Raw genomic sequence first — 20,926 nt, 5'->3', positions numbered from 1 at the left:
GGATGTCGCGCACGAACGACGAGCAGGCACCCGAGTCGAACGACGCGCGCGCCGCGGCATCCGCTGAACCGCCGGCGCTGCGAACGCACCCCATCGCGCTGCTGCCGGCTCTGCTCGTGTGCGGTGCCGCGGTGTTGCTGTTCGGCTTCATGCTGCCGATCGCCGGCTACTCGATGCTCGCGGCCGGCCTCCTCGCCGCGTGGCTGTGCGACCGGTCGGGCCGCACTGAGCGGCTGCTCGCCGACCTCGCGCTCATCGCCATCGGGCAGGTCATCATCTCGACGGTGCCGCTGAAGGCCGATCTCAGCGACGAGGGGATGGTGCGATTCGCGGTGGTGCTCGGGCTCGCCGTGCTCGTGCCCTACGTCATCTCGCGGTTCGTGTACCGCGAGCACGTCATCCGCTTCCCGTGGCGCACCGGCCGACGCTGGAATCGCACGCAGTGGCTCTACCTGATCTTCGTGACGCTCGCCGGCTGGTTGATCCTGCCGTTCTACTTCATCACCTCGGGTTCGTACCAGAACTGGCCGACGGTGACGGAGCCCGACACGATCGCGCGCCTGTTCGTCGGCGTCGCCGCCGTCGGCACGTGGGACGAGCTCTTCTTCGTGTGCACCGTCTTCGTGCTGCTGCGCCGGCACTTCCCGTCGTGGCAGGCGAACCTGCTGCAGACGATCGTGTTCGTGTCGTTCCTGTGGGAGCTCGGCTACCAGTCGTGGGGGCCGCTGCTCACGATTCCGTTCGCGCTCATTCAGGGCTACACCTTCAAGCTGACGAAGTCGCTGACGTACGTGTTCGTCGTGCACATGCTCTTCGACGCCGTCGTGTTCGCGGTGATCGTCTACGCGCATACGGGGTGGCCCGCGATCTTCCTGCTGGCGCCGTAGATCCCGCGCCGTCGCTGCACCTCAGAACGGTGGAGGTATCTCCGCGGCTGCCGGGGCTGCGGCAGTCGAATCGAACGTGCCGACCGGATCGGGCGGTATCGGATCGGGCAATGGCGCTCCCGAAGACCTCGCCTCGGCGTGCTGATCGCTCGTGAACCCATCGCCCGCCGCGACCGAAATGAAGGGCCTTTCGGGGAGCGTGCGGAGCAGGTGCCCGGCCGGGGAGGTCCAGCGCATGACTCCACCAGGCTCATGCACCACGCGCCATCCGCTCTCATGTTTCAAGCGATGGTGGTGACGACAGAGTGCCGCGAGGTTCGACGCCTCGGTCGAGCCGCCGTGCGCCCACGCATCCGTATGGTCGAGGTCGGCGAACTCGGCGCGGCGTGAGCAGCCCGGGAATCGGCAGCGTCCGTCGCGTGCTCGAACGAAGCCGTCGAGGTCGGCCGGCGCGCGGTACTGCTCGCGACCGTAGCTCAGGGCTGCGCCGGTATCGGGATGCACGAGGATGCGCCGAATCGATGGCGCGTGCGCGGCGAGTCTGCGCGCGGCGTCGGCATCGATCGGGCCGTACCCCTCGAGCTCGGCCGGCTCGTCGGAGAGCCCGAGCAATGTCATCACCGGCACCGTGACCATGATGCGCGGCCGCACCGCGCCGGTCGACCCCGCGTGCGTGCGGGTGCGCTCGTCGTCGGCGAGTGAACCGCCGAGGAGCAGGTCGGCCGCGATGTCGGCGGCGCGCTGAGTCGCCGTGCGCGAGTCGGCCGAGCAGGAGCCGATCTTCTGCGAAACAGCCGAGCGAGTGTCGACGGATGCGTCGCGCGCCGCGAGCGCGTCGACCCGGTGCTTGATCGCGAGCGCGCGCTCGGCCTCGAGCAACACGCTGAGCCACGCCATGCCGTCGGGCGCGGGGTCGAAGCAGACCCGACGCTCATCAGCGGCCCGGGTCCGCCGGTCGCTCAACGCCTCGGGATGCAGCCGCTCGCGCACCCGGCGCATGCGGCGACGTACCTCGGTGTTCGTCGAGACCATGCCGTCGTTCATTGAAGCTGCTGCGGCGTCGAGGGCTACACGCTCAACGGCATCGGCGACCGCGGGAGGCAATGCCTGCGTGAATTCGAGCACCGATCGCACCTGAGTGAGCCCGAGGTCGCCGCGCTCGAGCGCCTCGAGCGTCGCGGCGCGCGGGCCGGTGAGCCGCTCGGCCTCGGCGACCATGCGCGCAGCGGAGGTCTCATGCTGGCCGAGGGTCGTCGCGAGTTCGGCGATGAACGATCGTTCGGCGAGATCGCGCTGGGCAGTGGTGCTCTCATCGGTCACACCCTCGAGCTCGACGGCGAGAGCGCGGGCTCGCGCGATGCGCCGGTACTGATCGGCCTGGATCTGCCGGATCATGCCGTCGAAGGCAGAGATCGCCGTCAGCTCCCATGTCAACGCCGCCTCGGGCGGTGCGATCACGGTGGCTGACATGACTCAATCCAAACAGCACCCACTGACACTCGAACGGCGGAGAAACAGCGGTCAGGCACTCAATTCCGAGTACTTCCCACATTGCCGTGCTCAGTCGATTCGCTCGACCGGTGCTCCGTGCTGCCGCAGCCACTCGAGCAGCACGACCGCGTGGTTGACCTGCTCGTCACGAGCCCCGAAGAGCAGCGTCACCCGGTCGTGCTCGTCGCCGAGCGCGACCAGCGCGCGGGCAGCATCGCTCTCGTCGAGCTCGCCGCGGTACTGCGCCGCGAACTCATCGAACCGCTCGGGTTCGTGATGCCACTCGGTGCGGAGCTCGGGGGAGGGCGCCACGTCCGTGTTCCATGCGTCGAGCTCGGCGCGCTCCTTCGAGACGCCACGCGGCCAGAGTCTGTCGACGAGCATGCGATAGCCGTCGGATGCCGCGGCGGGATCGTAGACCCGCTTGATGACGAATCCCATGAGGTCAGTCTGCCCCGGGGCATCCGTGGTGCCAAGCGCCTGCGCCCGCAACGGAAGTCGGTCAGCTCTCGCGCCGATTGCGCAGCCCGGCGACGACGAGGCCGATGCCGACGAGCGCGATGACCGGCCCGAGCACCGCCCAGAGCGTCGAACCCGTCATGGCACTGCCGCCGACGAGCCCGATGCCCTGCAGCGTGAAGACGACGCCCATGATGACGACGAGTGCACCGACGACGACGAGAACTGGCTTGCGCATTCCGGAAGCTTCCCGCACCGCTGGCCGAGCCGCAAGCACTCACGCAGCTCGACCCGACCCGCTACTTGAGCTGCCCGCGGATCTCGCCTGCCGGGTTGCTCGCGTTGTGCACGTTGACGTAGTAGGCGCGGGGATCGTCGTCGATCGCGGCGAGAACTGCGGGCGGCGGAGTCGCGCACCCCGAGGTCTCGAAGCTCGTCGCGCTCTGCACGGTCAGCGGCACGACGACGGGCCCTGCGGCGTTGCGCTCGGCGACGTGGATGTGCGCAGCCGTCGCCGGAGCCGAGAGGCCCGTGACCGAGAGCTCCCAGCAGAGTTGCGATCCGTCGATGTCGTACGAGAACGTGCCACGTGCCCCGCCGAGACCGTGGTTGCCATCGAGGGTGGGCGCCGGCACTTCCTGGCCGGTGTTCAGCGGGATGGCCGGGCTGTCTGGGGGTGCGGCCGCTGCGACGCCGGCACCGCCGAGGGTCAGCGCGGCGACGAAGGTCAGTGCGAGGGCGCTCGTGCGGGCATGGTTGCTCGAATTCATGACGTTCACTCACTTTCTCGGGTTTGACCGAACGCTACGCCGACCACGAGCTTGCATCAAGAGGCCGGTTCGAGTGCCGCGCGAGCGGGCGGCCACGCGGCATCCGCTCTGGTAGAGTATTGAGGTTGCCGTCATGACGGCCGCGCACAAAGAGAGCCCAGGCATTCGGCCACGGGCAGCGCGCAACGAAGAGAAAGGGGATCCCATCTATGGCACTTGAAGCTGATGTCAAGAAGGCGATCATCGAAGAGTACGCGACCCACCCCGGTGACACTGGATCCCCCGAGGTTCAGATCGCGCTCCTCACGAAGCGAATCAAAGACCTCACCGAGCACCTGAAGGAGCACAAGCACGACCACCACTCGCGTCGTGGCCTGCTCCTCCTCGTCGGTCAGCGTCGTCGTCTGCTCGGCTACCTCGCCGATGTGGAGATCAACCGCTACCGCAAGCTCATCGAGCGTCTCGGTCTGCGTCGCTAAGCAGAGTCGTCTCTGCGGCTCTCGCTGATACCGCGAACTTCTTCGAACGGGTCGTCACCTCCGGGTGGCGGCCCGTTTCGCGTTTCTCGGCGGCCCGTCGACGACGGGTAGCGCCGCTACTCGCCGACGCGCGCTCGATGCGCCCGGGCGGCCATACGATTGCCGCACCGCGTGCTGCAGAATCGGCGCGACGCGTTCTTCGAGAGGTCGACGAAGACCCCGGCGCAATCGTCGGCCTCACAGCCGCGCAGGCGATCCATGCTGTCGGCGCGGATGACGTCGACGAGGGCCATCGCGGCTTCGACCAGAATGCGCTCCGCGAGCGGCGCCTCTTGCGAGGTCGCGTGCACGTGCCAGTCGAGATCGTCGTGCCGCACGAGTCGAGGGGTCGCGTGCGCCTCGGCGAGGATCGCGTTGACCTCGACCACGGCGTCGTCGCGGTCCAGTCGCCAGAGGGCGCGCAGCCGGTCGCGCGCCGCCGCCACTTCGGCCACCTCGGCGGCGTCGCCGTCGCGCCGGCCGGTGTACCACCACGCGTCGAGCACTGCCGCGAGCTGCTGCGGGGTCGAGAGTTCGTCGACGCCCGATTCGGATGCCTCGGGCACCGTGTCCGCGAGCGCGGCGACGAAACTGAGCGAAGCGATGGTGTCATCGGTGAAAATCATTTGACTCCTGACGCGGACAGCGAGTAACGTCACGAGCATAACGCTGTTCGGTCATGACGTGGCCGTGGCGTCCCGAAACGAAGGAGACGCGGATGCGCGGTTCGAAGGGCCTTCTCGGCATCGTGCTGGGCCTCGGAGCAGGCCTCGCGTTCGGTGCGGGCGGTGCGGTCGTCAAGCCGCTGCTCGAGTCGGGCTGGTCGCCCGGTGCCGCCGTCTTCGCGCGCATCAGCGTGGCCGCGCTGGCCCTCATCGTGCCGGGGCTCATCGCCCTTCGATTCGACCTCCGACCGCTCTGGCGTGCGCGCTGGACCGTGCTCGCCTACGCGCTGATCGCGGTGGTCGGCACCCAAGTGGCGTTCTACGCCTCCATCGCCCTCATCCCGGTGAGCACGACGCTGCTCATCGAGTACCTCGCGCCCGTCGCGCTCGTGCTGCTCGCCTGGGCGCGACAGCGCCGGGCTCCGCAGGCCGTCGTGCTCGTCGGGTCGGTGCTCGCGATCGCGGGGCTCGTGCTCGTGATCGGCCCGGGCGGCGGCGGACTCGACGTCGTCGGGCTGCTGCTCGCTGGCGTCGCCATGATCGGCGTCTGCGTCTACTACGTGCTCGGCGAGCGAGCGGATGCCTCGGTGCCGCCGATCTCTCTCGCGGCGAGCGGTTTCGTGGTCGGTGCCGTCGTGCTCGGTGCCGCCGGTTTCGTCGGCGCCCTGCCGTTCACCGCGAGTTTCGCCGAGGTGCCGTACTTCGGCACGATCGCGCCGTGGTGGGTGCCGGTGCTCACGGTCGGCCTCGTCTCGACCGCCTTCGCCTACGTCGCGGGCATCAGCGCCATCCGCCTGCTGGGCGCGCGGCTCTCGTCGTTCCTCGGTCTGTCCGAAGTGATCTTCGCCGCGATCGTCGCGTGGTTCGTGCTCGGCGAGGCGATCGGGCCTCTGCAGGCGCTCGGCGGCCTGCTCATCCTCGGCGGCATCGTGCTCGTGCGATTCGAGCGGCCGGCGGGCCTGCCGGCGACGGCACTCGACGTCGATCTGGTGCCGGTACCTGCCGACGTCGGCCACCGTCGGCGTCGGCGCCGGGCGGCTCCGCCGGCGAGCCCGAATGTTGCGCCACGCGTGTAACAGGCGGCTCACCGGGCGTAGCGTCAAGTCATGACGCGCGCCGACTGGACCGAACTCGCCGACACGACCCAGGCGGTGCACGCCGGCAACGCCGTCGACGCCGGGTCGGGTGCGATCCGAACCCCGATCGTGATGGCGAACTCCTATGCCCTGCCCGACGACCCGTCGACGATGAGCTGGTCGGGCACCGAAGAGCCGCTCTACACGCGCAACTCGGGCACGAACCAGATCGGCCTGCAGCGGAAGCTCGCGATCCTCGAGCACGGTGACGACGCCGTCGTGCTCGCGAGCGGGGTTGCGGCGCTGCACGCCGTGTTCTTCACCTTCCTGAAGTCGGGCGACCACGTGATCGTGCCGGACGTCTCGTACGAGGCGACCTTCCGGCTGTTCACCGAACTGCTTCCCGACAAGTACGGCATTCACGCCGACTTCGTCGACACGAGCGACCTCGCCGCCGTGCGCGCGGCCGTGCGACCCAACACCCGCTTGGTGCACATCGAGGCGATCGCGAACCCGACGACGAGGGTGACGGATGTCGCCGCCGTCGCGGCGATCGCGCACGAGGCCGGCGCCCTGCTCAGCGTCGACTCGACCTTCACCCCGCCGCCCTTCTTCCGGCCGCTCGACCACGGCGCCGACCTCGTCGTGCATTCGCTCACGAAGTACATCAACGGGCACGGCGATGCCATGGGCGGCGCCGTGATCGGCCGTCGCGAACTCGTGACCCAGCTGAAGGCCGACGCCATGGTCGACGTCGGCGGGGTGATCAGCCCGTTCAACGCGTGGCTGATCATGCGCGGATCCGTCACCCTGCCGCTGCGACTGCGGCAGGCCTTCCCGACCGCGCTGCGCGTCGCCGAGATGCTCGAGGCCGACCCGCGCATCGCGTTCGTCGCGTATCCGGGGCTTGCCGGGCATCCGCAGCACGACCTTGCACGAACGCAGTTCGGCGGGGCGTACGGCGGCGTGATGTCGTTCGCCGTCGACGGCGGCCCCGAGGTGCAGAACGCCTTCGTCGCGGCGTTGCGCATCGTCACCTCTGCGGTGTCGCTCGGGCACGACGAGTCGCTCATCGTGCACGTCGGCACGACCGGGCCGCGCGTCGCGTTCTACCCCGACGGCTTCAAGCGCTACGGCCACTTGCGATTCTCGATCGGGCTCGAAGACGCCGACGATCTCATCGCCGACCTGCGGCAGGCGCTCGACGCGGCCGTCGGACCCATCGAAAGCTGACCGGCGACACGATCAGCGCGGCCGGCTGCGCCGCTGCCGCCCACCGCACCCGCTGCCTAGACTCGGATCATGCGTTTCGGCATCATCATCCTCCCGCAGCACGACTGGCCCGACGCCGCCCGCCACTGGCGCGGGGCCGAAGAGCTGGGCTTCGACCACGCGTGGACCTACGACCATCTGTCGTGGCGCGGACTCGCAGGGGAGCGCTGGCACGCCACCGTGCCCACCCTCACCGCGGCCGCCCTCGTCACCGAGCGCATCCGTCTCGGCACCTTCGTGGCGAGCCCGAACTACCGCCACCCGGTGCCCTTCGCGAAGGATGTCGCGACGCTCGACCAGATCTCGGGCGGCCGCCTGATGCTCGGCGTCGGCTCCGGCGGCACGGGCTTCGACGCCTACGTGCTGGGGCAGGCGGAGTACACACCCCGCCAGCGGTTCGCCCGTTTCATCGAGTTCGCCGAGGCTCTCGACCTGCTACTGCGATTCGAGCAGCCGGGCTCCGACGGCATCTCGTTCGAGGGCGAGTGGTTCACGGCGTCGGGCGCGAGAATGGTCGGCGAGCCGGCGCAACGCCCGCGCACGCCCCTGCACATTGCCGCCGAGGGTCCGAAAGGGCTGGAGTTCGCGGCCCGGCTGGGTGACGGCTGGGTGACGACCGGTGGCACGATCGACGACACCGATGGGTGGTGGCGGCACCTGGCCGAGCTGAGCTCGCGGCTCGATGATGCCTGTGCGACGGCGGGCCGCGACGTGTCGAGCCTCGATCGCATCCTCTCGCTCGACTCCGAGCCGCGCTACAGCCTCGCGAGCGCCGCGGCCTTCGAAGACGCCGTGGGGCGCGCGGCCGAGCTCGGCTTCACCGATGTCGTGGCCCACTGGCCACGAGAGCACGGGCTCTACGCCGGCGATGAGGCCGTGCTCGACGACGTGGCGCAGCTGATGCAGAAGTTGCGCTGAGGCGGCCCACGGCCACCGTGCGCCTCGGCCCTGCGTCGCGAACGGCATCCGTGCCCGCGATAGCCTGAATGCCATGCCTGCGCCCCGTTCGAAGCCCCTGCTCGAGTGGGAGCCGCTACCGTTCCTCGTCGTGCTCCTACTGCTCCTGCTGACCGGCATCGTCCGACCGCAAGCCGCGCCGTGGCTGCTCTGGCCGTTCGTGCTCCTCATCGTCGCCGCGGTCGCGTGGCTCGTCGTGGGCCTCGTGCGTGGCGGCCGGCCCGCGAACCCCGACCGCTGGGGCGACCTCACCGATCTCGAGGGCCTCGAACTCGTCGATGCGACGCGGGTGGAGCGCGCGGTGCGCACGGTCGTGCCCGTCGTCGACACGTACCGCCACCAGCCGGCGATCGAGTTGGCCCGACTGCACGGCGGAACCGAGCAGCACGCCGTGCTCGTGCCGCGCGCGAGCCGCTGGCTCTCCCGCCGCTACCGCGTGGGCGTGCAGCTCGTGGGCGGCGATCGGCCGCGTCACGCCGGGTTCCTCGGAGCTGCGGCCGACGATCGATGGCGCGAACTGCTCGACGGGCGTCGCGAGCGCGGGGCCTACGTTCGCGTGCCGGCGCTCGTCACGGGCGGTTCACGTCCGTTCGGCGTCGAGCTCGATCTCAGCGGACTCGAAGCGCTCGCGGCCGACGACGACTGACGGCGACGATCAGGCCGTCGCCTCGGTCTCATCCTGCGCGGTCTCATCCTGTGCGGCCGCGTTCTCTTGCGCGGCGAGGTCGGCGCGCACCTGCTCCATGTCGAGGCCGCGCACCTGGGAGACGAGCTCGTCGAGCATCGGCCGGGGCAGGGCGCCCGCCTGGGCGAAGACGCCCACGCCGTCTTTGAAGGCCATGATCGTCGGAATCGAGGTGATGTTCATCGCGGCGGCGAGCTGCTGCTGGTCTTCGGTGTCGACCTTCGCGAAGGTGAGGTCGGGGTTCGCCTCGGCGGCGGCCTCGTAGTTCGGCGCGAACTGCAGGCACGGGCCGCACCAGCCCGCCCAGAAATCGACGAAGACGGTGCCGCCCTCGAGGATCGTCTTCTCGAAGGTATCCAGGGTGAGTGCCACGGTAGCCATGCCTCCAGCCTAAGCGCGCTCGCTGTGCCCGCGCCCGGTGCCGGCTCCGAGCGAGCTGGGTGCCGCCGCCCGGTCGCGATTCGCCGCGCGAACCGCCTGTGCTGTCGGCTGTCGCCGGTATCGTGAAACCGTGGTCGCATTCGGAGGCGCACTCGGTTCGTTCCGTCGGCGCGGCACGGTCGTCGACGGGCGATCGCAGCCGGAGTCCGCGGCCGATGCCGCACGTCTGGCCGATGAGGCGATTCCCGACCTCGATTGGCGTGTGTTCCCGCCCGAGGCAGAGCACTCGATGTTCGCGGCTCCGAGCGGTGCGCTCGCCCGAGTCGCCCTCGGTCCGGCCGGCGGGCCTCGCGTGGTGCTCGTGCCGGGTGCCACGGGCTCGAAAGAGGACTTCGTGCTGATGATGCCGCTCTTCGCGGCCGCCGGCTATCGGGTCGAGTCCTTCGACTTGGCCGGCCAGTACGAGTCGTGGCGAGCCGGGCCGTGGAACCTCGAGCGGCCGCGCTCCAGTTACGACCAGCGGCTGTTCCTCGACGACCTGCTCGCCGTGCTCGACGACGGTGCCGGCCCGGCGCACGTGCTCGGCTACAGCTTCGCCGCAACGCTCGCCGAGCTCGCCCTGCTGCAGCGACCCGACCGATTCGCGAGCCTCACCCTGCTGAGTGCGCCGCCCGAGCCCGGTCAGGCGTTTCGCGGCGTCAAGCGCATCGGGCAGATCAGTGGGTTCACGTCACCGCGGCAGGGGGCAGCACTCATGCTGTGGGGCATTCGCAACAACCTCAACCGGGTGCCCCCGCGCCGCCTCGAATTCGTGCGCGAGCGGTTCGCCCTGACCCGCCGCGAGAGCGTCGACGACATCATCGCGCTCATGATGCACACCCCCGACCTGCGCACCGGCCTCGCTGCGTCGACGGTTCCCAAGCTCGTCGCGATCGGCGAGCACGACCTCTGGCCGCTGAGTCTGCACGAACGGTTCGCCCGCGAGATCGGTGCGCATCTCGCGGTGTACCCGACGGGGCACAGTCCGTGCGAGACGACCCCGCACCAGTTGGTGCGCGACATGCTGGCGCTCTTCGCCGCGACCGACGTCACGCCGTGAGCTTCAAGCCGGCAGCGGCTCGTCGCCCTCGCGATCGCGGGCCTGGCTGCCCGGCGACTCGATCGCCGCCGCCCACACCCACGCGGGCGCGCGGCGGCGGTCGGCGCGCCGTCTGAGGGGCGGCCATTCACGTGATTCCACCGACAGGGTGTGGAAGGCCATGCGCAGCCGGCGACCGAGTCCGCCGAGCGTGTCGAATGGCCGGGCAGAGACGCCGACGATGAGCCCGCGATCGCGCACGACCGTCATGCCCGGCTGCATCCACCACGCAAGGTCGAGGTCGTCATGCAGGTCGGCGCGGTCGCGGTGCACGATTCCCCGGAGCTCCTGCCACGCGTCGGCGCGAATCGCGTAGTTCGAGCCGAAGATCGGCGGGTGCCCGAGCAGCGCGCCGATCACGGTGAAGTAGCCGCCGATGTAGATGTTGCGCGCCACCCAGCGCACGAGCGCATTCCGACCGTAGAAGGTGCCGCCGTTCGTGACGACGGCCGGCCGGTCGGGTCGGCTCATGCGTCGTTCGATCTCGACGATCCAGTCGGGGGCCGGCAGGGAGTCGGCGTCGAGTCGTGCCAGCACGGCACCGGATGCCGCGTCGAAGCCTGCCGCCGTCGCCGGCCAGATACCGCGCTGCGGCTCGCGCACCACCCGCGCGCCCGCCCGCGTCGCGACCTCGGCCGTGGCATCCGCGGAGCCGTTGTCGACCACGATGATCTCATCGGCCGGCCGCTGCTGCCGCACGAGCGCGTCGAGGCAGGCGGCAAGGTACTCCGCGTCGTTCAAGCTCGGAATGATGACCGAAATCGTGCCCATCACGGCGAGTCTAGCCATCGCATCCCGTCTCGACGCAGCTTCGCTGCGTCGTGGCCGCCGAATTCGAACGGGGACTGTCGCGCGCGCATGGAGAACACATAGGCTGACCCGCGAACCGGGGTCAATGGGGACGTACCGGTCACGGAAGGGACGACGATGTATCCATCTGCAACACTTTCCAGACGCGCCCGAACGGCGGTGATCGCAACCGCGGCGATCGCCGGGCTGGCGCTCGTACCGACCGGCGCGGCGATGGCGGCGCCATCGGGTGCGGGGTGCGACAACCGCACGAACAACACTTACGAGAAGCTTCTCGAGTGTGTTCGTGTCGATGGCGTGCTCGAGCATCAGCAGGCCCTGCAGGCCATCGCCGACGCCAACGACGGCAACCGTGCAGCCGGCACCACCGGCTACACCGAGAGCGTCGACTACGTCGTCGAGACGCTCGAGGCCGCCGGGTGGAACGTCGAGCTCGATGAGTTCGACTTCACCTACGTGCCACCGCCGGTCCTCGAGCAGCTCTCGCCGATCGCGGCGGAGTACGAGTCGGCGGTCTTCACCGGCACGGGCTACGGGGACATCACCGGCAACGTGGTTCCGGTCGACATCGTGCTCGCACCCCCGCGCGATCCGGTGACGAGCGGCTGCGAAGACAGCGATTTCGCCGGCTTCCCGGTCGGGTCCATCGCGCTCATCCAGCGCGGCACGTGCGAATTCGGCGTGAAGGCGATCAACGCTCAAGAGGCGGGCGCTGCGGCCGTCATCATGTTCAACCAGGGCAACACCGAACTACGGTCGGGGCTTCTGACGGGAACGCTGTTCGGCGTCAACCAGACTCCGCTGAGCATCCCGGTCGTCGGGGCGAGCTTCGCCGACGGCGCCGCGCTCGCGCAAGCGGGCTCGACCGCCCACGTGGTGGTCTCCTCGCCCGAGTCGCGGCCTCAGGTGAACGTGATCGCCGAGCTGCCGGGCAAGAACGACGCCAACGTCGTGATGGCCGGAGCGCACCTGGACTCGGTGCAGGCCGGCCCCGGCATCAACGACAACGGCAGCGGCTCGTCGGCGCTGCTCGAGATCGCACAGCAGGTGTCGAAGCTGAAGCCCGAGAACACGCTGCGGTTCGCATGGTGGGGTGCCGAAGAGAGCGGACTGCTCGGCTCGCGGGCCTACGTCGCCGACCAAGTCGCAGCAGGCACGCTCGACGAGGTCGCGCTGTACCTGAACTTCGACATGGTGGCCTCGCCCAACTACATCTTCATGGTGTACGACGGCGACGAGTCGGGCTGGGAGGCTCCTGAGGGCGTCCCGATCCCCGAGGGCTCGACGCAGATCGAGGATCTCTTCGAGAGCTACTACACCTGGGCGGGCGTGCCATATGACGACGCGCAGTTCAGCGGGCGCAGCGACTACCAGGCGTTCATCCAGAACGGCGTGCCGGCCGGTGGCCTGTTCACCGGCGCCGAAGTCGTGAAGACCGAGGAGCAGGCGGCGATCTGGGGCGGCACCGCGGGAGCGCAGTACGACCCGTGCTACCACCTCGTGTGCGACACGATCGACAACCTCGCGCTCGATGCGCTCGACGTCAACACCGACGCGATCGCGACGGCGGTGCTGACCTACGCGTACTCCACCGAGACGGTGAACGGCGTGGTCGGCAAGAAGGTGCCCGGCAACTTCATGCTGCCGGCGCCGGGCGGCCCTGAGGGCACGGTCAACCTGCCGGGCGGCGGCGGGCTCTCGCCCGACCACGGCCACGAGCACGACGAGATCGACTGACACCGGCTGAGCGCGGTATCAGGGGCGGGCAGGCCATGGGCCTGCCCGCCCGTTCGTGCGCCCGCGCGCTGCATGCACCGGCGAAGGTGCGGGGTTGATCGATCGGGAATACTGTGCAGGAGGCATCCGTTTGCTCAGATGTATGCAAAAGCATGCAATACGGAACTCCCACGAGGATGAGCCCAGGAGGGCACCATGCAGTTCGGAATCTTCACCGTCAGCGACATCACGCAAGACCCCACGACGGGACGAACCCCGAGCGAGCACGAGCGCATCACCGACGTGCTGACGATCGCGCAGCACGCCGAGGAGGTCGGCCTCGACGTCTTCGCCCTCGGCGAGCACCACAACCCGCCCTTCTTCTCCTCGTCGCCCACGACGACCCTCGCCTACATCGCGGCGAAGACGTCGAAGATCCAGCTGACGACCTCGACGACCCTCATCACGACGAACGACCCCGTGAAGATCGCCGAAGACTTCGCGATGCTGCAGCACGTGGCCGACGGCCGCGTCGACCTGATGCTCGGCCGCGGCAACACCGGCCCCGTCTACCCGTGGTTCGGCAAGGACATCCGCCAGGGCATCGACCTCGCCCTCGAGAACTACGCGTTGCTGCACCGCCTGTGGCGTGAAGACTTCGTCGACTGGGACGGCCGCTTCCGCACCCCGCTGCAGGGCTTCCAGTCGACGCCGCGACCCCTCGACGACGTGCCGCCATTCGTCTGGCACGGCTCGATCCGCAGCCCCGAGATCGCCGAGCAGGCCGCCTACTACGGCGACGGCTTCTTCGCGAACCACATCTTCTGGCCGGCATCGCACACCCAGCGCATGGTCGCCCTCTACCGCCAGCGCTTTGCGCACTACGAGCACGGCACCGCCGAGCAGGCGATCGTCGGCCTCGGCGGCCAGGTCTTCATGCGCAAGAACTCGCAGGACGCGGTGCGAGAGTTCCGCCCGTACTTCGACAACGCACCCGTCTACGGGCACGGCCCGAGCCTCGAGGAATTCACGACGCAGACCCCGCTCACGGTGGGCAGCCCGCAAGAGGTCATCGACAAGACCCTCGGCTTCCGCGACTACGTCGGCGACTACCAGCGTCAGCTCTTCCTCATGGACCACGCCGGCCTGCCGCTGAAGACCGTGCTCGAGCAACTCGACCTGCTCGGCTCCGAGGTCGTGCCCGTGCTGCGGCGCGAATTCGCGAAGAACCGCCCGGCGACGGTTCCGGATGCCCCGACGCACGACTCGCTCGTCGCGGCGCGCAACGCCGCGAAGGCCGTCGGCGGCGCGAACGAGGCACCGAGGGGCGCCGCCTTCGGCGCCGCAGCCGTGAAGGGAGCCTGAAATGACCACGCGCACACTGGCGGTCGTCTCGGCCGGGCTCAGCCAGCCGTCGTCGACCCGCATGCTCGCCGACAAGCTCAGCGACTCGACGGTCGCCAAGCTCGCGGAGCAGGGCATCGACACGACTGTCGAGACCTTCGAACTCCGGGATGTCGCGACCGAGATCATGAACCACATGCTCACGGGCTTTCCGAGCCCCAAGCTCGAAGCCGTCATCGAGGCCGTGACGGGAGCCGACGGACTCATTGCGGTGACGCCCATCTTCACGACGAGCTACTCGGGTCTCTTCAAGTCGTTCTTCGACGTGGTCGACAGCGCCGCGCTGACGAGCCTGCCCGTCGTGATCGGCGCAACGGCCGGCACGCCGAGGCATTCGCTCGCGCTCGACTACGCATTGCGGCCGATGTTCACCTACCTGCACGCGATCGTGGTGCCCACTGGCGTGTTCGCCGCCACGGGCGACTGGGGCGAATCCGCCGACAGTGTGAAGACGTTGCCGGCTCGCATCGACCGGGCCTCCGGCGAACTCGCCGCGCTCGTGGCATCGAGCGACCGTTCGACGAGCGTGCGCGACCCGTTCGCGCTCGACCGCCCGTTCGGTCACCTCATCGGCGGTCTGACGGGGGAGTGAGCGGGCCAGGCTCGGTTCCGGCTGACCCCGCGGGCCTCGATGCGCGTCGAGCATCGAGGCCCGCGACCACGCGGTCGACGACCAGCCCGAGCACGATCGCGACGGGCACCGAGATCGCGATCGCGACGAGCGGCGAGTCACTCAGCAACTCGCCCACGATCGCGCCGATCGCGACGTTGAAGCCGGCCCAGGCGATGCCGGCCGCGATCGACAACGGCAGGTACTTGCGCAGCGGCACGCGGCCCGCCCCGGCGGCGAGGTTCACGGCGATGCGGGCGAATGGCACGTACCGAGCCGTGAAGACGAGCACGGCGGTGCGCCGGTGCACCGCGGCACGAACTCGCGTGATCGCGGCTCCGATGCGACTCGTGCGCTGCCACTTCCAGCGATCGAGGCCGACCCGTCGCCCGATCAGGTAGCAGAGTCCGTCGCCGACGGCGGCGCCGACCGCTGCCACAGGAACGATCGCAATGAGCGATGGCGATCCCGTCGTCGCCGACAGCGCGGCGAGTGCCACGACGGCCGTCTCGCTCGGCAGCACGACGAGGAACGCGTCGCCCACGACGAGCGCGAAGAGCACTGGCACGAGCCACGCGGATGCCGCGAGTTCGCCGATCCACGCGTCGTCCATGCCCCCGTTCTAGACGGGCGAGGTGAACGGCGGATGTCGCGAGGCGACGACGAGCCGCGCGCGATCAGTCGTCGACTCAGTCGTCGAGGACGAAACTCACTTCGAGCACGACCGACCATGCGGTGATCTTGCCGTCGGTCGCTTCGACCTTCTGCTCCTTCACCCACGCGCCGCTCACGTTGCGCAGCGTCTCCGATGCGCGGGCGACGCCGGCCGCGACCGCGTCTTCGAAGCTCGTCTCCGAGCGAACCGAGATGGTGGTGATTCGTGCGACGGAAGCCATGGAATTCCTCCTTGAACGATGCCTTGCGTACTCGCCCATCATCCGCTGCACCGCCGCCGAAAGCGAGGGCTTGACGCAATCCGCGCCTCGACGGGGAAGCGGCGGCCGTGCGAACGGCGCTCGACGAATCGGTGAACCCTCGGGGTTCGGGTGGGATTTCGTCGATCGAACGGTGCTGCGAGCCTCACGCTGGAGGCGTGAAGGTCGTCCTCCTCGCAGAATCGTTCCTCCCGCACATGAACGGGGTGACGCACTCGCTGCTGCAGGCGCTGCGTCACCTCGAGCGTCGTGGCCATGACGCGCTCGTCATCGCTCCGCGTTCCGGACCGATCGACCACTCGCTGTACGGTGCCCGCGCCGTGCTCCTGCCGTCGATGCCGCTGCCGAGCTACCCCGACGTTCGGGTGACACTCGCGAGCGCCAATCGCCTCGCCGCAGTGATGCGGGCGCACGAAGCCGACGTCGTGCATCTCGCCTCGCCGTTCGTGCTCGGCTGGCGGGGAGTGCTCGCGGCCGAGTCGCTCGGCATCCCGTCGGTCGCGGTCTACCAGACCGACATCCCCTCGTACGCCGAGCGATACGGCGTGCCGGGCGCGGCGCCCGCGCTCACCCGGCACCTCGGTCGCCTGCATCGCCGGGCGACGCTGACGCTCGCACCGTCGACCTCGGCCGTCGATCGGTTGGAGTCGCTCGGGGTCGACGGCGTGCGGCTGTGGCGCAGGGGCGTGGACACCGAGCGCTTCTCGCCGACGAGGCGAGACTCGGCGTGGCGCCAGATGGTCGCGCCGGGCGGCGAGACCATCGTGGGCTACGTCGGCCGGCTGGCGCCCGAGAAGCAGGTCGAAGACCTGCGCGCCATCGCCGAGCTGCCCGGCGTGCGGCTCGTCGTCATCGGCGACGGCCCGTCGCGCCCGGCGCTCGAGCGGATGCTGCCGTCGGCCGTGTTCACCGGGTTCCTCGGCGGCGACGAACTCGCACGCTCGATGGCGAGCCTCGACGTCTTCGTGCACCCCGGCGAGAGCGAGACCTTCTGCCAGACGGTGCAGGAGGCGCTCGCCAGCGGCGTGCCGGTGGTCGCCACCGGGCGCGGCGGGCCACTCGATCTCGTGCAGAACAGCGTCAACGGGTGGTTGTACCGGCCGGGCGACCTCGACGACCTGCGGGAGCGTGTGCGCGACCTGACGGGCGACCACGCGAAGCGCCGCGCCTTCGGCGAGCAGGCGCTCGCCTCGGTCGCGGGGCGGGGTTGGGACCGCCTCGGTGACGAGCTCATCGGGCACTACGAGGAGGTGCTCGGTGGCAGGCGGGGTTTCACCCCGGATGCCGCGGGGCGGTCGTCGACAGTGTCGCCGCCGTCACTCCCGACCGCGCAGCCGCCGACGCCGCCGCAACTCACCGTGCGCGCGACGATCGAGTCGCCCGAGTCGCCCGAGTCGCCGGGATCTGCGCCACTGCGGCCGGCCGCGCTGCACTGGACGCGCTACGTCGCGGTCGGGGACTCGCTCACCGAAGGCCTCTGCGACGGCTCCCGGATGCCGGCGGGGGAGTACCGCGGCTGGGCCGACCGCCTCGCAGCGCTCCTCGCCGTCACGAGCCCCGCGGCCGAGCCGGTGCGATACGCGAACCTCGCCGTGCGCAGCCGTCGAGTGCGCGATGCGGTCGACGTGCAACTGCCGCAGGCGGCCGCGCTCGGCGCCGACCTCGTCTCGGTGTTGATCGGTGCGAACGACCTCGTGGGGCGACGGGCCGATGCCGAAGAACTGGCGGCGCGGCTTGGCGTTGCGGTGACGCAGCTTCGCGAGACCGGTTGCGACGTACTGCTCGTCACGGCCTTCATGCCGCAGCGGCCGGCGTCTCGCCTCTTCGCGCGCCGCTTCACGATCTACAACGCGCGGCTGCGCGAACTCGCCGCCGCTTCGGGCTCGATGCTGCTCGACCTCGATGCTCGCCCCGACCTGACGGGGAACGAGCGGTGGGCCGAAGACCGGGTGCACCTGAACGCGGCGGGCCATCGCGGCATCGCCTACGCCGCCGCACGCCTGCTCGGCGTGCCCGACGCGATCGAGCTCGGCGCGTTGGAGCACGCGATGCACGACGTCGGCGACGACCCGTCGGCGACGTCGGTCGGAGACCTGGAATGGCTGCGCCGCCACGCGCTGCCCTGGATGCGCCGCCGGATCCGCGGCCGTGCGGCGGGTGACGGGCGCGAACCGAAGCGCGCAGCACTGCTGCCCGTCATCGCGCCGACCGGGAACCCATCGCCGTCGGCGGTCGAGCGGGTGCGCCCGTCGGCGGTGCCGACCGAGTGAGCGGGATCAGCCGCTCTTGCGACGGAACTCGCGCTTGTGGTCGGCGGGCCCCTGCGTGTGCTGAGCGGCGCCGCCGCCATCGAGGTGCGCTTCACCTGAACGCTTCTTCGCGGCGTTGTTCTTGCGATCGAGCGCCTCGCGGAACTTGCGCTTCGCCTCGTCGGACGGGCCCGGTGTCTTCTGCTCGTCGGAACTCATGCATTCGAGTCTGGCACGGATGTCGGACCGACGCGCACGCCCGGGTGCGCCGAGCAGGCGCGCGCCACGCGACATCCGCTGTTCACCGGCCGAAAACGGGTGCTCTGCTAGCATAGGGAGAGGTTGCCCGTGCGATTCGTGCGGGCGATCGTCTGGAGCAGGCCGGCAGGAAGCTGGTCCCCTGTGGTGGATTACCAAGCCGTGCGGTTTGGTGGACTTCTACTGGTGGCCAGCGTGAACGCATCGATCGATGCGCTTCGTAATGCCTGTTCCTGCTCCTCTGTATGAGTCGCGCCCACACGGGGTGCGACGGTAAACAAAGGAGACGACCTCTTGGAAGGTCCTGAAATCACGTTCGCCGAAGCCGTCATCGACAATGGCAAGTTCGGCACCCGCACCATCCGCTTCGAGACCGGACGTCTCGCGCAGCAGGCGCAGGGCTCCGCCGTCGCCTACATCGACGAAGAGACCATGCTGCTCTCGGCGACCTCGGTCTCCAAGCAGCCGAAGGAGCACTTCGACTTCTTCCCGCTCACGATCGACGTCGAAGAGCGCATGTACGCCGCGGGCCGCATCCCGGGCTCGTTCTTCCGTCGCGAGGGCCGCCCCTCGACCGAGGCGATCCTCACCTGCCGCCTCATCGACCGCCCCCTGCGCCCCTCGTTCGTCGAGGGCCTCCGCAACGAGGTGCAGGTCGTCGTCACCGTGCTCGCCATCGAGCCCGACGAGTACTACGACGTGCTCGCGATCAACGCAGCGTCGCTCTCGACGCAGCTCTCGGGCCTGCCCTTCTCGGGCCCCGTGGGCGGCGTGCGCGTCGCGCTCATCGACGGCCAGTGGGTCGCGTTCCCGAAGTACTCGCAGATCGAAGACGCCGTGTTCAGCATGGTCGTCGCCGGTCGCGTGGTCACCGAGGCCGACGGCTCGCAGGATGTCGCGATCATGATGATCGAGGCCGAGGCCACCGACAACGCGTGGAACCTCATCCAGGCCGGCGGGGTCAAGCCCGACGAGGCCGTCATCGCGCAGGGCATCGAGGCATCGAAGCCCTTCATCAAGCAGCTCGTCGAGGCGCAGCAGTCGGTCGCGAAGACCGCCGCCAAGCCCACCGCCGACTACCCGACGTTCCCGCCCTACCAGGCTGCGACGAAGAGCGTCGTCGAGGCGATCGCCCTCGAAGAGCTCAAGGGCATCTACCAGATCGCCGGCAAGGTCGAGCGTCAAGACGCCGACGACGCCCTCAAGGCTCGTGTCAAGGAGCAGGTCGCCGCCAAGGTCGAAGCGGGCGAGCTGCCCGAGTCGGCCAACGCCGAAGTCTCCGCCGCGTACAAGTCGGTCACGAAGCACGTCGTTCGTTCGCGCGTGCTCGAAGAGGGCGTGCGCATCGACGGCCGCGGACTCGCCGACATCCGCCCGCTCGACGCCGAGGTGCAGGTCGTGCCCCGCGTGCACGGTTCGGCCATCTTCCAGCGCGGCGAGACCCAGATCATGGGCATCACCACGCTGAACATGCTGAAGCTCGAGCAGTCGATCGACTCGCTGAGCCCGGTCACCAAGAAGCGCTACATGCACAACTACAACTTCCCGCCCTACTCGACCGGCGAGACCGGTCGCGTCGGGTCGCCGAAGCGTCGCGAGATCGGGCACGGCGCACTCGCCGAGCGCGCACTCGTGCCGGTGCTGCCCACGCGCGAGGAGTTCCCCTACGCCATCCGCCAGGTCTCCGAGGCGCTCGGCTCCAACGGCTCGACGTCGATGGGCTCGGTCTGCGCCTCGACGCTCGCGCTGCTGAACGCCGGTGTGCCCCTGAAGGCGCCCGTCGCCGGCATCGCGATGGGCCTCATCTCCGACACCGTGAACGGCGAGACCCGCTACGCGGCGCTCACCGACATCCTCGGCGCCGAAGACGCGCTCGGCGACATGGACTTCAAGGTCGCCGGCACGTCGGAGTTCGTCACCGCGATCCAGCTCGACACGAAGCTCGACGGCATCCCCGCCTCGGTGCTCGCCGGCGCGCTGACGCAGGCGAAAGACGCTCGCACGACGATCCTCGCCGTGCTGAACGCCGCCATCGACGGCCCCGACGAGATGGCCCCGACCGCGCCCCGCGTGATCTCGGTGCAGATCCCCGTCGACAAGATCGGCGAGCTGATCGGCCCGAAGGGCAAGACGATCAACGCGATCCAGGATGAGACCGGCGCCGATATCTCCATCGAGGAAGACGGCACCGTCTACATCGGCGCGACCGACGGCCCCTCGGCCGAGGCCGCCCGTGCCCAGGTCAACGCGATCGCGAACCCGACCAACCCCGAGGTCGGCGAGCAGTTCCTCGGAACTGTCGTCAAGATCGCAGCGTTCGGCGCGTTCGTCTCGCTGCTCCCGGGCAAAGACGGCCTGCTGCACATCAGCGAGGTGCGCAAGCTCGCCGGTGGCAAGCGCGTCGAGAACGTCGAAGACGTGCTCGGCGTCGGCCAGAAGATCCTCGTCGAGATCACGAAGATCGACGACCGCGGCAAGCTGTCGCTCGCCCCGGTGCTGGCTGAAGACGCCGACACCGAGGGTCGCGAGACCGCCGGCACGCACGCCGAAGAGCCCGCAGAGGGCGCTGACGCGTAGTTCGCCACCGCGAAACACGGATGCCCCGCCCGAATCATTCGGGCGGGGCATCCGTCGTTCGTGCAGCC

Annotated in this window: 22 protein-coding genes; 12 read left to right on the top strand and 10 right to left on the bottom strand. The window is 69.5% G+C overall.

The features are described from left to right. Nucleotides 1-2: 2 nt before the first annotated feature. Nucleotides 3-887 carry a CPBP family intramembrane glutamic endopeptidase gene (locus H521_RS0113190; RefSeq protein ID WP_022893501.1) on the top strand — a complete coding sequence of 295 codons (885 nt, stop codon included), beginning with the start codon at nucleotides 3-5 and terminating at the stop codon, nucleotides 885-887. Nucleotides 888-908: 21 nt separating this feature from the next. Here H521_RS0113190 and H521_RS23275 read toward each other — a convergent pair whose 3' ends face one another. The 4 genes from H521_RS23275 to H521_RS0113170 form a co-directional block, all read right to left on the bottom strand. Continuing rightward, nucleotides 909-2,357 carry an HNH endonuclease signature motif containing protein gene (locus H521_RS23275; RefSeq protein WP_022893500.1) on the bottom strand — a complete coding sequence of 483 codons (1,449 nt, stop codon included), beginning with the start codon at nucleotides 2,355-2,357 and terminating at the stop codon, nucleotides 909-911. Nucleotides 2,358-2,447: 90 nt separating this feature from the next. Further along, nucleotides 2,448-2,819, bottom strand: a complete 372-nt coding sequence (locus H521_RS0113180; protein WP_022893499.1) for a DUF488 domain-containing protein — start codon at nucleotides 2,817-2,819, stop codon at nucleotides 2,448-2,450. Nucleotides 2,820-2,880: 61 nt separating this feature from the next. Next, nucleotides 2,881-3,075, bottom strand: coding sequence for a hypothetical protein (locus tag H521_RS0113175; RefSeq protein ID WP_022893498.1), 195 nt, complete (start codon nucleotides 3,073-3,075; stop codon nucleotides 2,881-2,883). Between the two features lie 61 nt (nucleotides 3,076-3,136). Beyond that, nucleotides 3,137-3,607, bottom strand: a complete 471-nt coding sequence (locus H521_RS0113170; RefSeq protein ID WP_026482264.1) for a CHRD domain-containing protein — start codon at nucleotides 3,605-3,607, stop codon at nucleotides 3,137-3,139. 209 nt (nucleotides 3,608-3,816) lie between these two features. Here H521_RS0113170 and rpsO point away from each other — a divergent pair, with 209 nt between their 5' ends. Beyond that, nucleotides 3,817-4,086, top strand: a complete 270-nt coding sequence (gene rpsO / locus H521_RS0113165) for a 30S ribosomal protein S15 (RefSeq protein ID WP_022893496.1) — start codon at nucleotides 3,817-3,819, stop codon at nucleotides 4,084-4,086. 116 nt (nucleotides 4,087-4,202) lie between these two features. On the opposite strand, the gene H521_RS0113160 is transcribed toward rpsO, so the two are convergent. Next, nucleotides 4,203-4,751 (bottom strand): CGNR zinc finger domain-containing protein, encoded by a 549-nt coding sequence (locus H521_RS0113160; RefSeq protein ID WP_022893495.1) that lies wholly within the window; start codon nucleotides 4,749-4,751, stop codon nucleotides 4,203-4,205. A gap of 92 nt (nucleotides 4,752-4,843) precedes the next feature. Here H521_RS0113160 and H521_RS23270 point away from each other — a divergent pair, with 92 nt between their 5' ends. From H521_RS23270 to H521_RS0113140, 4 genes are all read left to right on the top strand, one after another. Then, nucleotides 4,844-5,866, top strand: a complete 1,023-nt coding sequence (locus H521_RS23270; RefSeq protein ID WP_022893494.1) for an EamA family transporter — start codon at nucleotides 4,844-4,846, stop codon at nucleotides 5,864-5,866. A 30-nt stretch (nucleotides 5,867-5,896) separates the two neighbouring features. After that, nucleotides 5,897-7,099, top strand: a complete 1,203-nt coding sequence (locus tag H521_RS0113150) for a trans-sulfuration enzyme family protein (protein ID WP_022893493.1) — start codon at nucleotides 5,897-5,899, stop codon at nucleotides 7,097-7,099. A gap of 69 nt (nucleotides 7,100-7,168) precedes the next feature. Continuing rightward, the gene (locus tag H521_RS0113145) at nucleotides 7,169-8,056 is read left to right on the top strand and encodes an LLM class flavin-dependent oxidoreductase (RefSeq protein WP_022893492.1); all 888 of its coding nucleotides are present in this window, start codon (nucleotides 7,169-7,171) and stop codon (nucleotides 8,054-8,056) included. 73 nt (nucleotides 8,057-8,129) lie between these two features. Next, entirely contained in the window at nucleotides 8,130-8,741 is a 612-nt protein-coding gene (locus H521_RS0113140) for a hypothetical protein (RefSeq protein WP_022893491.1), read from the top strand. Nucleotides 8,742-8,750: 9 nt separating this feature from the next. On the opposite strand, the gene H521_RS0113135 is transcribed toward H521_RS0113140, so the two are convergent. Continuing rightward, nucleotides 8,751-9,161: a thioredoxin family protein gene (locus H521_RS0113135; protein ID WP_022893490.1), complete on the bottom strand. Its 411-nt coding sequence runs from the start codon at nucleotides 9,159-9,161 to the stop codon at nucleotides 8,751-8,753. Between the two features lie 130 nt (nucleotides 9,162-9,291). On the opposite strand from H521_RS0113135, the gene H521_RS23265 reads away from it, so the two are divergent. Then, entirely contained in the window at nucleotides 9,292-10,260 is a 969-nt protein-coding gene (locus H521_RS23265) for an alpha/beta fold hydrolase (RefSeq protein ID WP_022893489.1), read from the top strand. Nucleotides 10,261-10,263: 3 nt separating this feature from the next. Here H521_RS23265 and H521_RS23260 read toward each other — a convergent pair whose 3' ends face one another. Further along, complete coding sequence (locus H521_RS23260; RefSeq protein ID WP_022893488.1) at nucleotides 10,264-11,070, bottom strand: glycosyltransferase family 2 protein; 807 nt, start codon at nucleotides 11,068-11,070, stop codon at nucleotides 10,264-10,266. Nucleotides 11,071-11,268: 198 nt separating this feature from the next. On the opposite strand from H521_RS23260, the gene H521_RS0113120 reads away from it, so the two are divergent. The 3 genes from H521_RS0113120 to H521_RS0113110 all read left to right on the top strand — a co-directional run bounded on the left by H521_RS0113120 (nucleotide 11,269) and on the right by H521_RS0113110 (nucleotide 14,821). Beyond that, nucleotides 11,269-12,846: a M28 family peptidase gene (locus H521_RS0113120; RefSeq protein WP_022893487.1), complete on the top strand. Its 1,578-nt coding sequence runs from the start codon at nucleotides 11,269-11,271 to the stop codon at nucleotides 12,844-12,846. A gap of 195 nt (nucleotides 12,847-13,041) precedes the next feature. Further along, nucleotides 13,042-14,190, top strand: coding sequence for an LLM class flavin-dependent oxidoreductase (locus tag H521_RS23255; protein ID WP_022893486.1), 1,149 nt, complete (start codon nucleotides 13,042-13,044; stop codon nucleotides 14,188-14,190). A 1-nt stretch (nucleotide 14,191) separates the two neighbouring features. Continuing rightward, complete coding sequence (locus H521_RS0113110; protein WP_022893485.1) at nucleotides 14,192-14,821, top strand: FMN reductase; 630 nt, start codon at nucleotides 14,192-14,194, stop codon at nucleotides 14,819-14,821. On the opposite strand, the gene H521_RS23250 is transcribed toward H521_RS0113110, so the two are convergent. Both H521_RS23250 and H521_RS0113100 read right to left on the bottom strand, forming a co-directional pair. Further along, complete coding sequence (locus tag H521_RS23250; protein ID WP_022893484.1) at nucleotides 14,796-15,452, bottom strand: DedA family protein; 657 nt, start codon at nucleotides 15,450-15,452, stop codon at nucleotides 14,796-14,798. The two genes, H521_RS0113110 and H521_RS23250, sit on opposite strands and share 26 nt — an antisense overlap. Before the next feature lie 76 nt (nucleotides 15,453-15,528). After that, on the bottom strand, nucleotides 15,529-15,735 hold the full coding sequence (locus tag H521_RS0113100; protein WP_022893483.1) for a dodecin family protein: 207 nt from the start codon (nucleotides 15,733-15,735) through the stop codon (nucleotides 15,529-15,531). A gap of 197 nt (nucleotides 15,736-15,932) precedes the next feature. Here H521_RS0113100 and H521_RS25520 point away from each other — a divergent pair, with 197 nt between their 5' ends. Further along, complete coding sequence (locus tag H521_RS25520; RefSeq protein ID WP_022893482.1) at nucleotides 15,933-18,044, top strand: glycosyltransferase; 2,112 nt, start codon at nucleotides 15,933-15,935, stop codon at nucleotides 18,042-18,044. 6 nt (nucleotides 18,045-18,050) lie between these two features. On the opposite strand, the gene H521_RS0113090 is transcribed toward H521_RS25520, so the two are convergent. Beyond that, nucleotides 18,051-18,242 (bottom strand): DUF5302 domain-containing protein, encoded by a 192-nt coding sequence (locus H521_RS0113090; RefSeq protein WP_022893481.1) that lies wholly within the window; start codon nucleotides 18,240-18,242, stop codon nucleotides 18,051-18,053. Between the two features lie 333 nt (nucleotides 18,243-18,575). Here H521_RS0113090 and H521_RS0113085 point away from each other — a divergent pair, with 333 nt between their 5' ends. Further along, the gene (locus tag H521_RS0113085; protein ID WP_022893480.1) at nucleotides 18,576-20,858 is read left to right on the top strand and encodes a polyribonucleotide nucleotidyltransferase; all 2,283 of its coding nucleotides are present in this window, start codon (nucleotides 18,576-18,578) and stop codon (nucleotides 20,856-20,858) included. The last annotated feature ends 68 nt before the right edge of the window (nucleotides 20,859-20,926 follow it).

Source organism: Agromyces subbeticus DSM 16689 (assembly GCF_000421565.1).
Lineage (GTDB): Bacteria > Actinomycetota > Actinomycetes > Actinomycetales > Microbacteriaceae > Agromyces > Agromyces subbeticus.
This window is presented reverse-complemented; position numbering and strand designations above follow the sequence as displayed.

What these genes read in the sequence shown, in the direction of transcription:
- H521_RS0113190 (WP_022893501.1), top strand. Translation starts at nt 3, where the DNA reads ATGTCGCGCACGAACGACGAGCAGGCACCCGAGTCGAACGACGCGCGC.
- H521_RS0113100 (WP_022893483.1), bottom strand. Translation starts at nt 15,735, where the DNA reads ATGGCTTCCGTCGCACGAATCACCACCATCTCGGTTCGCTCGGAGACG.
- H521_RS0113160 (WP_022893495.1), bottom strand. Translation starts at nt 4,751, where the DNA reads ATGATTTTCACCGATGACACCATCGCTTCGCTCAGTTTCGTCGCCGCG.
- H521_RS0113090 (WP_022893481.1), bottom strand. Translation starts at nt 18,242, where the DNA reads ATGAGTTCCGACGAGCAGAAGACACCGGGCCCGTCCGACGAGGCGAAG.
- H521_RS0113175 (WP_022893498.1), bottom strand. Translation starts at nt 3,075, where the DNA reads ATGCGCAAGCCAGTTCTCGTCGTCGTCGGTGCACTCGTCGTCATCATG.
- H521_RS0113150 (WP_022893493.1), top strand. Translation starts at nt 5,897, where the DNA reads ATGACGCGCGCCGACTGGACCGAACTCGCCGACACGACCCAGGCGGTG.
- H521_RS0113145 (WP_022893492.1), top strand. Translation starts at nt 7,169, where the DNA reads ATGCGTTTCGGCATCATCATCCTCCCGCAGCACGACTGGCCCGACGCC.
- H521_RS23260 (WP_022893488.1), bottom strand. Translation starts at nt 11,070, where the DNA reads ATGGGCACGATTTCGGTCATCATTCCGAGCTTGAACGACGCGGAGTAC.
- rpsO (WP_022893496.1), top strand. Translation starts at nt 3,817, where the DNA reads ATGGCACTTGAAGCTGATGTCAAGAAGGCGATCATCGAAGAGTACGCG.
- H521_RS0113170 (WP_026482264.1), bottom strand. Translation starts at nt 3,607, where the DNA reads ATGAATTCGAGCAACCATGCCCGCACGAGCGCCCTCGCACTGACCTTC.
- H521_RS0113110 (WP_022893485.1), top strand. Translation starts at nt 14,192, where the DNA reads ATGACCACGCGCACACTGGCGGTCGTCTCGGCCGGGCTCAGCCAGCCG.
- H521_RS0113180 (WP_022893499.1), bottom strand. Translation starts at nt 2,819, where the DNA reads ATGGGATTCGTCATCAAGCGGGTCTACGATCCCGCCGCGGCATCCGAC.
- H521_RS23275 (WP_022893500.1), bottom strand. Translation starts at nt 2,357, where the DNA reads ATGTCAGCCACCGTGATCGCACCGCCCGAGGCGGCGTTGACATGGGAG.
- H521_RS23255 (WP_022893486.1), top strand. Translation starts at nt 13,042, where the DNA reads ATGCAGTTCGGAATCTTCACCGTCAGCGACATCACGCAAGACCCCACG.
- H521_RS0113140 (WP_022893491.1), top strand. Translation starts at nt 8,130, where the DNA reads ATGCCTGCGCCCCGTTCGAAGCCCCTGCTCGAGTGGGAGCCGCTACCG.
- H521_RS23270 (WP_022893494.1), top strand. Translation starts at nt 4,844, where the DNA reads ATGCGCGGTTCGAAGGGCCTTCTCGGCATCGTGCTGGGCCTCGGAGCA.
- H521_RS23250 (WP_022893484.1), bottom strand. Translation starts at nt 15,452, where the DNA reads ATGGACGACGCGTGGATCGGCGAACTCGCGGCATCCGCGTGGCTCGTG.
- H521_RS0113135 (WP_022893490.1), bottom strand. Translation starts at nt 9,161, where the DNA reads ATGGCTACCGTGGCACTCACCCTGGATACCTTCGAGAAGACGATCCTC.